The organism is Bacteroides ovatus, assembly GCF_001314995.1.
GTDB classification, from domain to species: domain Bacteria; phylum Bacteroidota; class Bacteroidia; order Bacteroidales; family Bacteroidaceae; genus Bacteroides; species Bacteroides ovatus.
In genome coordinates, this window is sequence record NZ_CP012938.1 from 2,726,437 (window position 1) to 2,737,970 (window position 11,534).

The window sequence follows — 11,534 nt, forward strand, 5'->3', positions numbered from 1 at the left end:
TTTCTAATTTATCTCGGCATATCAGGCAGTCTCCAGCCGTCACGATAAGTATGTTTCACTAATTCAGCAGCAAACTGTTTCGCATTAATCGGATCAGTCCATGTCTTGTCAAATGTCGGATGACCATCATGAATCTTGAATCCGTCTTTGATAACGGTACGGATCGTTTCGTTATCACCGATATTCGTAAAGCACATGTTAGCTCCATCCCATTCAAGAGTCTTATTCAGCGCTTGCAAACGAATAGCCAATACACCCATTGCCACCATTTCATTCATTGGTCCGGCTTCTGAGAAATCAGACTTAGTCATGATACGGTTAGATTTATTTTCTTTACATGCACGTACCCAGTCCATCTCGTGACCACCGTTCATAGCATTGGGAACACGACGACAAACCTTTGGCGCATTTGGTTTACGACCAGAAAGCAACCAAGGATTCTGTCCATAACATCCGCAAATCAAAGTATCTTTCGTTCCGTGGAAAATAGTCAAACCACCACCACTCTGCATCAGTTGTTTTCCTTCCGGGAATCCTTTCGGACGTTCAGGCATCATACCGCCATCATACCAATGTACTTCCACTTCAGGCATAGCTACTTTCGGCATATTTTCACGAGCAGGGAAAATCATTTTCACATGCTGTGCCTGCGGAGCACAAGCATTCAACAATAAAGTAGATGACCCTTCCACTTTAGTTGGATATTGCAATTTCAATGCTCTAAACGGCTGATGCAAAATATGGCAAGCCATATCGCCTAATGCACCTGTTCCATAATCCCACCATCCACGCCAGTTCCAAGGATGATAAATAGCATTGTAAGGATTCATTTTAGCAGGACCTGTAAACAAATCCCAATTCAATGTGCTAGGAATTTTATCAACCTTTTCAGGAACATTCAATCCTTGCGGCCAAATAGGACGGTCTGTCGCACATTCCACCTTAGTTATATCACCGATTTCACCATTCCAAATCCATTCGCATACCAAATCCGTACCTTCATCCGATGAACCCTGATTACCCATCTGAGTAACAACACCTGTTGAGGCAGCTAATTTTGTCAATAAACGAGATTCATAAACAGAGTGGGTCAACGGCTTCTGACAGTACACGTGTTTTCCCATTGTCATTGCATCAGCAGTGATGATAGCATGAGTATGGTCGGCAGTTGCAACAATTACACCGTCAATAGATTTACCCATTTCATCATACATTTTACGATAATCCCAGTATTTTTTAGCCTTGGGGAATTCGTCGAACACACCTTTTGCATACTTCCAATCCACATCACAAAGAGCCACAATATTTTCAGTGCCCTTTACGTGATTAATGTTGGCATGTCCCATACCGCCAATACCCACAGCTGCAAGATTTAATTTGTCAGTAGGCGAAACATGCCCGTGACTCATACCTAAAATTGTACTGGGAGCAATGGTTATACCTGCTAAAGCAGCGGCTCCCGTTTTGAGAAACTTTCTCCTCGAAATGTTTGACATGATTTTATTTGTTTAAGGGTTAATAATCTTTGGAAGGTTGCCATGCAACAATCCATATCCATTTTTCATGTTTTTTCTTCGCTCGCGTATTTGCTCCAAAGTGCGCAAATTACCAATAGCAGGCAAATCGTGTTTGCGGGTATCTTTTAAGAATGTCCATGCATATTCGGATGCAATAGCCGAATCGCGCATTAGCGGTAATCGTGAACTGCGTTTTCCGGTTTCTACCGAATCAGCAAACAGGTCACACAACACGTCTATATTCTTGCCGCCGAAAGGTTTCTCTACACGGATGGTCTGATTGACACCGTGTAGGTCGACAACAGCAGTATTGAAGTCATGCGTCATACGCACAACCCCTTTTGTACCTATAATATCTACATACGAATTATGTGTCTGGTCTTTAGATAATTGCCCATAAACAAATCCTTGGGTAATATCAAAAACGACCCCATTTTGAAAAGTTCCGTGACATTGCACCCACCAAGGATCTTTGTAGTTCCACATATTCACTCCCTGGGCATTCCATGTTCTATAATCACATCCTGCATACCAACGGGTAATATCTACGTAGTGCATTCCACAATCATGGAAAGCAGGTCCCTCATACTCATGACCTTCACCTGGTGCCAAGCCGGGAGTCATGTGACAAATACGAATAATAGCCAGCTCTCCGATTTCCCCTTGCTGGATATATTCCTTCATTAAATTATGATACCAGGAATTTCGCAGATACAGATTTACCGTAGAAATGAGATTTGTGTTTTCTGTCATTTCTACAACTTTCCACTCATTTTCCATTGTATCTGCAACTGGTTTTTCTGAAATAATGTGTTTGCCGTAACGAATAGCTTTTTCTATTTGTTCCATCCGCGAGTCAGCCAAAGTGAAAAGCCCGACTACCTGCACACTTTCATCCTCAAAAATCTTTTGATTATCTTCTACTATAATAGAGTTAGGGGAAAGCTTTTTAGCCAACTGACGTGATGCCGGATCGGTATCACAAATATAAGCAATATTCCACCGATCACTTTTAGTCATCGCTTCCCAGTAGAATCTTCCCATCCTACCAAAACCGATAATTCCAACTTTAATTCTCGTGTCTACTGAAGATTGCGTGTTCATAATTAAACATAGTGAATTTAAGTACAAATAATAGATAAAACATCAACTTCTAACTACCAAACTGATGAGCTAAAAACTGATATTGCAAATCTAGCCAAATAAATAACGGCTTATTTGACTTACACTACTTTATGTAGATATAAAAATAGCATTTTTCACTATTAATCAACAACTTAGCTAACTTGACACATCAAAAAAATGTAGATGATTTGGAAAGTATTATAATGTTAAAATGATAATTATGTCTCTTGTGTTGAACTAATTTTCATAATTTCATTCTCAAATTCATCCCTGTCGACGGCTGCCTTATTTCTCATTTTCGTACGATAATTATAAACCGTACTTGTAGAGCAACGGAGAAAGTTCGCTATCTTTCCACTATCCGTAATACCCAAGCGTAATAAAGCATAAATACGAAGTTCCCTATTCAATAAAGCGTCCGGTTTTAAAATAATTTTCTCTTCATCTTTCAACAGAGCGTTAAAATCAGAAACAAAAGTAGGATACAAACCCAAGAAGACCTTATCAAAACGAGTGTATAAAGCGCTAAGTTCATCGTCGATAAGCGCAGATGATTTTAGCTTCTTAATCAGTTCATCATAGTATTTATTAATAGCTATTTTATACAGCATATTCTGATATTTCTCCATTTTATGGATATAGCTAAAGCATACATCAAAGAATTCGGCTATATAATATTCCTTTATACTATTAATTTCGCACAACTGATTATTTGTATCATTCAGCTGGCTGTTCATGCTATTCAGCTTGTTGTTCAATCGCAAAAGTTCCTCATTACTCTGTGCCAATGCCTGTTTTATTTTCAACGTCTTTTTCATCTGAATATAGATGAAAAGCACCAACAGGACTAAAAGAAAAAGGATAATACTTGTAGAAATAAGAAAAGTAGTCAGATGCGACCGTGATCTGGCCTGCTCCGCCTGATAAGCTGTATTAATAATAGAATTAAATTTATAAATTTCGATGGCACGGAAATGAATACCGGAAGATATAACGTCATCGATAGCAGACTGTGTAAATTTAAAGGCATCAGCTAAATTCTGTTCATCATAGGCTATCAATGCAAGAGATTGCAGGGATGCATTTTCCCGCGTAGCATTCCGGGTATCGGCTATTGCCGACAACATCAGGTATTTTTTTTCCTCATCATACTTTTTCTGATGGTGACATAACCTAGAATACGAATGAGTTATCATGGCATAATTAGGCGTCCCCACTTCTTCAATCTCCAACAGTTCCTTAAAAATCTCTTTCGATTTCAATGTATCACGCCAAATATAATAAGAAGCCTGGGACATTCGATAATCCCAAGAAGTGTGGTCAATGAGGGCAAACAGAGAATCTTGATAAGCAGCCTGCTGCTTACCATACAGATTATTGGCGACAGAAATCGAATAGTGTCCCCAAAAACTGGAATAAGTTTGATAATAGTTTATTAATAAATCTCTGGGAAGTTCTGAAGTCTTTATACTTTTCAAAATAATCTCCGCTTCGCGGAACCTGCCACACATCGAATATAAAAGGCTAAGATGTAAAGACGACTGGTTGGTGAAATAAGGTCTATTCAACTGGCGGGAAATCTCAATATTGCGATCAACATAATGGATGGCTGAATCAATATGAAACTTTTTATATTCATTATATAACCGTAGATTGATTCTATATTCTCCTTCAAGAGTCAAACCGGGACTTCTCAACATACATTTTATCCGGTTTATCCGATCCTCTTTCTCTTTAACAAAGACGTGTTTTTCATCTATCACTCTACGCAAAGAATCAGTCAATAGTTTCAACTCATTATTTGCATAAAGAACACTGCCAATTCCCAAAGCAATCAGCAGAAGCAAAAACCTCTTCTTTAGAAAACAATAGTTGAATTTCATAATAGTAATAGCAAAGATAACAAAAAAAAGCGATTTATTCGTTCAGAACAAATCGCTTTTCATATATGAAGTAAATTTGCTCTTATTCAGCAACTACCTCGAAAGGAATTTCTACCGAAACCTCCTTGTGAAGCTTAACGATAGCCTTGTAGCTACCAACTTCTTTCACAGCGTCTTTTACAACGATGATCTTTCTGTCAACTTCATGACCCAGTTTAGACAATGCTTCAGCAATCTGGATGTTACCAACAGAACCGAAGATAGTACCGGTTGAGCTAACTTTAGTTGCAATAGTCAAAGAAACGCCTTCCAGCTTAGCCGCCATAGCCTCAGCATCTTTCTTGATTTTCTCAAGTTTGTGAGCGCGCTGTTTCAGTTCTTCAGCCAACATTTTCTTTGCAGAAGGAGAAGCGATGACAGCTTTTCCAGTCGGGATCAGATAATTACGACCGTATCCGGATTTCACGTTTACGATATCGTTCTTATAACCCAAGTTTACTACGTCTTCTTTCAATATAATTTCCATACTTTTCCTCCTTCTTATTTCATCATGTCAGTTACATAAGGCAGCAATGCCAAGTGACGAGCTCTCTTCACAGCCTGCGCGATACGACGTTGGAACTTCAAAGAAGTACCTGTAATACGACGCGGAAGAATTTTTCCTTGTTCATTCAAGAATTTCTTCAAGAATTCAGGATCTTTGTAATCGATATACCTAATACCACTCTTTTTGAAACGGCAGTATTTTTTCTTCTTAACATCTACTGACGGCGGAGTCAAATATCTGATTTCTGATTGAACTTGTTGTGCCATGATTAATCCTCCTTTTTGTTTGATTTAACACTTCTTCTTTTTGCAGCGTATTCAGCAGCATACTTATCCATCTTGAAAGTCAAGAAACGGATTACGCGTTCATCACGACGGAAATTAATTTCCAGCTTGTCAATTACAGTAGGATCTGCATTGAACTCAATCAGTTGATAAAAACCTGTAGACTTTTTCTGAATTGGGTAAGCCAATTTCTTCAGTCCCCAGTTTTCTTCATTAATAATCTCAGCACCTTCAGCTTGAAGAACGCCTTTGAATTTTTCTACCGCTTCCTTCATCTGAACATCAGATAAAACGGGAGTTAAAATGAAAACGGTTTCGTATTGATTCATACTTCGTTTAATTAAATAAATAAATTATTTGATTTTAAATGCGGGTGCAAAGTTAGACATTTTATTTTGAACTACAAATATTTAATCTTTTTTTGTATCCGAAGATAGGATTTATCCGGGAAGAGACTTACCTTTGCAAAGTTGTTTAAACAATAATTTCATGATAGAGCAATTTAATTTCGACATTCGACTTATATTTGCCATATTAAATGGCAAAGTTTCTGCGGCAATCAACCGGAAACTGTACCGTAACTTTCGTCAGAACGGATTGGAAATCAGTCCCGAACAATGGACGGTACTCATTTTCCTGTGGGAAAAAGACGGCGTGACGCAACAAGAGTTGTGTAATGCAACTTTTAAAGACAAGCCCAGCATGACCCGTTTGATAGATAATATGGAACGGCAACATCTTGTTGTGCGCATTTCCGATAAAAAAGACCGCCGCACCAACCTGATCCATCTGACCAAAGACGGAAAAGAACTGGAGGAAAAAGCACGTGTCATTGCCGGACAGACTCTGAAAGAGGCTCTTCACGGTATCACTCTCGACGAATTGAGCATTGGACAGGAGGTACTGAAAAAGGTGTTCTACAATACAAAAGATTAGATAGAAGAACTTCTCTCCAAATCATAAAATCCACTAAATCGTGCATTTATAATGGAATTTTTATCCAAATAATTTCGCCCGTTAAAGAATTATGCTTTAATTTGTGACTGGAATATTATAATCTATTAAAATACACACACATGAAAGGTTTATTAAAGAACTTAGGATTGATATTAATCTTGGTCGGAGTAGTCATCCTGCTGGCTTGTTCCTTTACAGGAAATGTAAACAACAACGCCATCCTGGGTACTTCAGTAGTACTTGTAGTACTGGGACTCATTTCTTATATTGTTATTAATAAGAAGATCGCTGATTAATTTCGCAAAATCAATAAAAAATCCCGGAAACGAATGTTCCCGGGATTTTTTATTTGGAGTTATCTCAAACGCAATCATTAAGATTCAACTTCCGGAGTAATCAGCTTATAGCCTTTTCCGTGAATATTGATAATTTCGATTGAATCGTCTTCTTTCAGGTGCTTACGCAATTTCGTGATATACACGTCCATACTACGGGCATTGAAATAGTTATCGTCAATCCAGATTGTTTTCAGAGCGAAGTCACGTTGCAAAATCTCATTGGCATGTGCGCAAAGCAATCCGAGCAGTTCAGACTCTTTGGTAGTCAGCTTAGTTTGTTTGCCTTCTGACGACAGAATTTGTTTCTGTGTGTCGAAAGTAAACTTACCAATCTTATAGATATTGCTTTCTTTGTTCTTCTTTCCACGAACACGTCTCAAGATTGCTTCAATTCTGAATGTCAATTCTTCCATACTAAACGGTTTGGTGATATAATCATCCGCACCGATTTTAAAGCCTTCCAGGATATCTTCTTTCAGCGTTTTGGCCGTCAGGAAGATAATAGGAATTTCAGCATTTGCTGCACGGACATCCTGTGCCAGTGTGAAGCCGTCTTTTTTAGGCATCATCACGTCAAACACGCACAAGTCATATTTATTCTTCAAGAAAGCCTTATAACCGGCTTCTCCATCAGGATATAACTCAGCAGAATAACCTTTTGCCTGTAGATATTCTCTTAAAAGCATGCCAAGATTTTCGTCATCCTCGCACAATAAAATACGCAGTTTCTCGTCCATATCAATTATTTTTTAATAAAGGTAATGCAATAATAAATTTAGTTCCCACGTTCAGGTCGCTTTCCGCCCGGATGGTTCCCTTATGATCCAATATAATTTTTCTCACATAAGCCAATCCCAGTCCAAAGCCCTTCACATCGTGCAGATTACCCGTATGTACACGATAGAACTTTTCAAATATCTTTTTCAGGTTCTCTTTTTTGATACCGATACCATTATCCTGTATCGAAATCATCAGTTTACCCGACTCATTCCACGTTCTCACTTTCAGTTCCAGATCCTCTTCCGGTTTCTTATATTTCACCGCGTTATCCATCAGATTAAAGATTACATTCGTGATATGCATCTCGTCTGCAAATATAACAGGATCGGTGGCCTCAAGGTTCGATGTTATCTTACCATTATACCGTTCCACTTTCAGCGCAAAGGTATTGACAACTCCTGCTATTAATTCATTCGCATCAATCTCCTTCATCTTCAAAGTGGCCTTCTGACGTTCGAACATCGACATCTGGAGCACCTTTTCCACCTGGAAGCGCAAGCGCTTGGTTTCATCATTAATCACTCCCGATATATGCTGGAACATCTGTGGAGATTTTCCCACCGCGGGATCTTTCAACATCTGGGCTGCTAATGAAATGGTAGATATCGGTGTTTTAAATTCGTGCGTCATATTATTGATAAAGTCATTCTTCATTTCCGTCAGTTTCTTTTGCCGGAATACGATATAAATCGTAAAGATGAATGTCACTAACAATACCAGTGTAAATATCAGCGACGGAATCATGAAACTGATGGAGTCAAAGATATAATCTTTCTTCCCCGGAAAGTGCACTTTCAAGATACTCATTTTGGCAGGCGGGTCATTCTTGAACAATGCCTGCTGATAAGCGTCTTCACTTCCCTTTGCCTCATAATCCGCACAACGGTAGACTTCCCTTCCGTCTTTGTCGATCACCGTAAAGTGATAAGGCAAATCTATACTATTATTATATAAGCTCGATTTCAGATAGTCATCCAGTTCTTTAAACCGTACTCTGTCTCCAATCGACTTGTCACTTCCCCGGTAAATCATCTGCCAGGCCACTTCATCGAGTAATGCCCGTTGATACATATACCGATTCTTGATGGCTTCCACTAATGAACGCGAAGTTTCCGGAATGGTCTTTGTCCCCCTGTAAGGAGAAATCATAGCCTTCGGAAGCTCGGAGGGCTTAGTGGTCATCACTTTCAGCTCAAAATCCGAATATACTTTTCCATCCTTAGACTTCACTGTAAACCGCTGCGTTTGCTGAATCAAGTTGTCTTGTTGTATGGAAGCATTATTCGCAATCAGCGCTTTTCTTTCTGCTTCTGAAATATCTTCGATCAACCAACGTCTGGTCTCTGCATATTCCACATCCTTGGAAACCTGATCCAGGCTATTGCGTACAGCCGAATCAAACTGTTCCTTACGGGTTTTCATCATTTCCTCTATATAACTTACCTGCAAATACAGCAAGCTAAGGAAGGAAAGCCCCATTACAATACCTAATATCCAAATTGTTGACTTCTTCATAGCAACAAAATTAACACTCCCTAATTAACACTCCTAATGCATTAACTTGATTTAACCGGAACTTCCCGGAAATTAACCGTAAGGAGCTATTTAGGTTGTATTCTGATTACTACAACAATAAAACCCCTCCTTTGGTTTGCAAATTTAATAAAAAATTAAATCTTCTCCTTGTGTTTTTCCATCTTTATTAATCATAGTTAAACAAAAACCGCCCCCTTTTACTTAAAAAAGGCGGCGGTTTTAACGTTTTAGTTGATTCTTTATGCCTAACAGATGATAAATACCGAATATTATAGTGAATATTCAATCAATTATCACCTATCATTTATACTTATTCTTCAGTTTGTTTAGCTTCAAAGTCCTTCATTAACTTATCTTGAACATCCGTCGGCACAAGCTCATAACTAGAGAATTTCATAATGAACGAAGCACGTCCACCCGTGAGAGAGCTAAGCGCCGTAGAATAAGATGACATTTCTTTCAAAGGTACTTTCGCAACCAGTTTCTCAAAACCTTTTTCACTACTCATACCCATAATCATGGCACGACGTCCCTGCAGATCTCCCATCACATCTCCCATCCTATCAGACGGAACGAACACTTCTACATCATAAATCGGTTCCAGAATTTTCGGACCGGCATTCTTGAAGGCTTCACTAAAGGCATTACGTCCGGCAAGCATAAAGGAGATTTCATTCGAATCTACCGGGTGCATCTTACCATCGTAAACAATAACGCGCACGTCACGAGCATACGAACCCGTCAACGGTCCTTGCTCCATACGAGACATAATACCTTTCATAATAGCAGGCAAGAAGCGGGCATCGATAGAACCACCGACGATACTGTTAACAAACACCAGTTTACCACCCCATTCCAATGGTATCTCTTCCGTACCTCTCACGGTAATCTTAAATTCCTGTCCATTGAACTTATACGTTTCAGGCACAGGCATACCTTCTTTATAAGGTTCTACGATCAGGTGAACTTCACCAAATTGACCGGCACCACCGGACTGTTTCTTATGACGATAGTCGGCACGGGCAGCCTTTGTAATCGTTTCACGATATGGAATCTTCGGTTCTTCATATTTTACCTGAAGTTTTTCGTTGTTTTCCAAACGCCATTTCAAGGTACGAAGATGGAATTCTCCCTGACCGTGTACCAAAGTCTGTTTCAGTTCTTTTGATTGCTCAATCACCCAGGTAGGATCTTCTTCGCGCATACGGTTCAGGATACTCATCATCTTTTCCACATCCGCTTCATTCACCGGCTTAATGGCACGTGTATATTTAGAGTTCGGATATTTGATAAAATTGAATTTGTAGTCACAATCCTTACCGTTCAGCGTATTACCGGTTTTCACGTCTTTCAGTTTCACGGCAGCACCGATATCACCGGCCTGCAATTCTTCCACCTTGACACGGTTACCACCGGCTACCACATAGATTTGCGCGATACGTTCCTTCGAACCACGGTCGGCATTCAGCAAATCGTCTCCCTCATGAACTTTACCGCTCATTACTTTAAAATAGGAAACTTCACCGATATGCGGTTCCACACTTGTCTTGAAGAAATAAAGAGATTCCGGTCCATTGGAGTCAGGAGCCACTTCTTTACCTTCCGTATTCTGTACCTTTGGCATTTCAGATACAAAAGGAACAACGTTTCCCAAGAATTCCATCAAACGGCGAACGCCCATATCCTTACCTCCGCAAACACAGAATACAGGGAACATACCTCTGGCGATCAATCCCTTACGGATACCTTCACGCATTTCGTCTTCTGACAGGGAATCTTGTTCGAAGAATTTCTCCATCAGATTTTCATCATTCTCGGCAGCAGCTTCTACCAACGCTTTGTGCATTTCCATGGCCTTATCCATTTCTTCTGCCGGAATATCTTCGATTGTCGGAGCCCCTCCTTCGGGTTTCCATGAGTATTTCTTCATCAACAATACGTCGATCAGCGCATTAAAGCCCGGACCGGTAGCTATCGGATATTGGATGGGAACAACCTTAGAGCCGTATGCCTCTTTCAGCTGTTCGAGGATATTATCATAATCGCATTTTTCATTATCAAGCTGGTTGACTAGAAAAATAACAGGTTTATTCAGCTTTTCTGTATAACGGAAGTGATTTTGTGTACCGACTTCGACACCGTATTGGCCATTAAGAAGGATAATTGCTGTGTCGGTCACATTTAGTGCAGTCACTGTGCTGCCTACGAAGTCGTCCGATCCCGGACAGTCAATAATATTAAGTTTTTTGTTATTCCATTCTACATGGAGAACGGTGGAGAAAACGGAGTAACCATACTCTTGTTCAACAGGAAAATAATCGCTAACTGTGTTTTTTGCGGCAACAGATCCGCGACGTTTTATAACACCACTCTCGAAAAGCATCGCTTCCACGAGAGTGGTTTTCCCAGAGCCAGAACTTCCCAACAAGGCAATGTTCTTGATTTCATTAGTCTGATATACTTTCATAATATATAAGATTTTAGTAATTACTCAGTATGTTTCTCACATACCATTAATTTTGTGATGCGCAAATTAGGGATTAATTGGGGGAAAAGCAACACTTATG

11 protein-coding genes are annotated in these 11,534 nt (G+C 39.6%); 2 read left to right on the forward strand and 9 right to left on the reverse strand.

The window, feature by feature from the left end:
- Positions 1-8 precede the first annotated feature (8 nt).
- The 6 genes from Bovatus_RS10855 to rpsF form a co-directional block, all read right to left on the reverse strand.
- Positions 9-1,496, reverse strand: coding sequence for a Gfo/Idh/MocA family oxidoreductase (locus Bovatus_RS10855; RefSeq protein WP_004299333.1), 1,488 nt, complete (start codon positions 1,494-1,496; stop codon positions 9-11).
- Between the two features lie 12 nt (positions 1,497-1,508).
- Complete coding sequence (locus Bovatus_RS10860) at positions 1,509-2,621, reverse strand: Gfo/Idh/MocA family protein (protein WP_004299332.1); 1,113 nt, start codon at positions 2,619-2,621, stop codon at positions 1,509-1,511.
- A gap of 239 nt (positions 2,622-2,860) precedes the next feature.
- Complete coding sequence (locus Bovatus_RS10865; protein WP_004299331.1) at positions 2,861-4,525, reverse strand: DUF6377 domain-containing protein; 1,665 nt, start codon at positions 4,523-4,525, stop codon at positions 2,861-2,863.
- Between the two features lie 82 nt (positions 4,526-4,607).
- Positions 4,608-5,051 (reverse strand): 50S ribosomal protein L9, encoded by a 444-nt coding sequence (gene rplI, locus Bovatus_RS10870; protein ID WP_004299330.1) that lies wholly within the window; start codon positions 5,049-5,051, stop codon positions 4,608-4,610.
- Between the two features lie 14 nt (positions 5,052-5,065).
- A complete protein-coding gene (gene rpsR / locus Bovatus_RS10875) occupies positions 5,066-5,338 on the reverse strand; it encodes a 30S ribosomal protein S18 (RefSeq protein WP_002562536.1) in 273 nt (90 codons plus the stop codon).
- 2 nt (positions 5,339-5,340) lie between these two features.
- The gene (rpsF, locus tag Bovatus_RS10880) at positions 5,341-5,685 is read right to left on the reverse strand and encodes a 30S ribosomal protein S6 (RefSeq protein WP_004299329.1); all 345 of its coding nucleotides are present in this window, start codon (positions 5,683-5,685) and stop codon (positions 5,341-5,343) included.
- A gap of 160 nt (positions 5,686-5,845) precedes the next feature.
- Between rpsF and Bovatus_RS10885 the strand changes: the two genes are divergently transcribed.
- Both Bovatus_RS10885 and Bovatus_RS25490 read left to right on the forward strand, forming a co-directional pair.
- Complete coding sequence (locus tag Bovatus_RS10885; RefSeq protein WP_004299328.1) at positions 5,846-6,292, forward strand: MarR family winged helix-turn-helix transcriptional regulator; 447 nt, start codon at positions 5,846-5,848, stop codon at positions 6,290-6,292.
- A gap of 140 nt (positions 6,293-6,432) precedes the next feature.
- Positions 6,433-6,609, forward strand: a complete 177-nt coding sequence (locus Bovatus_RS25490; protein WP_004299327.1) for a hypothetical protein — start codon at positions 6,433-6,435, stop codon at positions 6,607-6,609.
- Positions 6,610-6,686: 77 nt separating this feature from the next.
- Here Bovatus_RS25490 and rprY read toward each other — a convergent pair whose 3' ends face one another.
- The 3 genes from rprY to Bovatus_RS10900 all read right to left on the reverse strand — a co-directional run bounded on the left by rprY (position 6,687) and on the right by Bovatus_RS10900 (position 11,434).
- Positions 6,687-7,388, reverse strand: a complete 702-nt coding sequence (gene rprY, locus Bovatus_RS10890) for a response regulator transcription factor RprY (RefSeq protein WP_004299326.1) — start codon at positions 7,386-7,388, stop codon at positions 6,687-6,689.
- A 1-nt stretch (position 7,389) separates the two neighbouring features.
- Positions 7,390-8,946, reverse strand: a complete 1,557-nt coding sequence (locus Bovatus_RS10895) for a sensor histidine kinase (protein WP_004299325.1) — start codon at positions 8,944-8,946, stop codon at positions 7,390-7,392.
- Between the two features lie 331 nt (positions 8,947-9,277).
- Positions 9,278-11,434 carry an elongation factor G gene (locus Bovatus_RS10900; RefSeq protein WP_004299324.1) on the reverse strand — a complete coding sequence of 719 codons (2,157 nt, stop codon included), beginning with the start codon at positions 11,432-11,434 and terminating at the stop codon, positions 9,278-9,280.
- Positions 11,435-11,534 lie beyond the last annotated feature (100 nt).

What these genes read in the sequence shown, in the direction of transcription:
- Bovatus_RS10895 (WP_004299325.1), bottom strand. Translation starts at nt 8,946, where the DNA reads ATGAAGAAGTCAACAATTTGGATATTAGGTATTGTAATGGGGCTTTCC.
- rpsF (WP_004299329.1), bottom strand. Translation starts at nt 5,685, where the DNA reads ATGAATCAATACGAAACCGTTTTCATTTTAACTCCCGTTTTATCTGAT.
- Bovatus_RS10860 (WP_004299332.1), bottom strand. Translation starts at nt 2,621, where the DNA reads ATGAACACGCAATCTTCAGTAGACACGAGAATTAAAGTTGGAATTATC.
- Bovatus_RS10885 (WP_004299328.1), top strand. Translation starts at nt 5,846, where the DNA reads ATGATAGAGCAATTTAATTTCGACATTCGACTTATATTTGCCATATTA.
- rpsR (WP_002562536.1), bottom strand. Translation starts at nt 5,338, where the DNA reads ATGGCACAACAAGTTCAATCAGAAATCAGATATTTGACTCCGCCGTCA.
- rplI (WP_004299330.1), bottom strand. Translation starts at nt 5,051, where the DNA reads ATGGAAATTATATTGAAAGAAGACGTAGTAAACTTGGGTTATAAGAAC.
- rprY (WP_004299326.1), bottom strand. Translation starts at nt 7,388, where the DNA reads ATGGACGAGAAACTGCGTATTTTATTGTGCGAGGATGACGAAAATCTT.
- Bovatus_RS25490 (WP_004299327.1), top strand. Translation starts at nt 6,433, where the DNA reads ATGAAAGGTTTATTAAAGAACTTAGGATTGATATTAATCTTGGTCGGA.
- Bovatus_RS10855 (WP_004299333.1), bottom strand. Translation starts at nt 1,496, where the DNA reads ATGTCAAACATTTCGAGGAGAAAGTTTCTCAAAACGGGAGCCGCTGCT.
- Bovatus_RS10900 (WP_004299324.1), bottom strand. Translation starts at nt 11,434, where the DNA reads ATGAAAGTATATCAGACTAATGAAATCAAGAACATTGCCTTGTTGGGA.
- Bovatus_RS10865 (WP_004299331.1), bottom strand. Translation starts at nt 4,525, where the DNA reads ATGAAATTCAACTATTGTTTTCTAAAGAAGAGGTTTTTGCTTCTGCTG.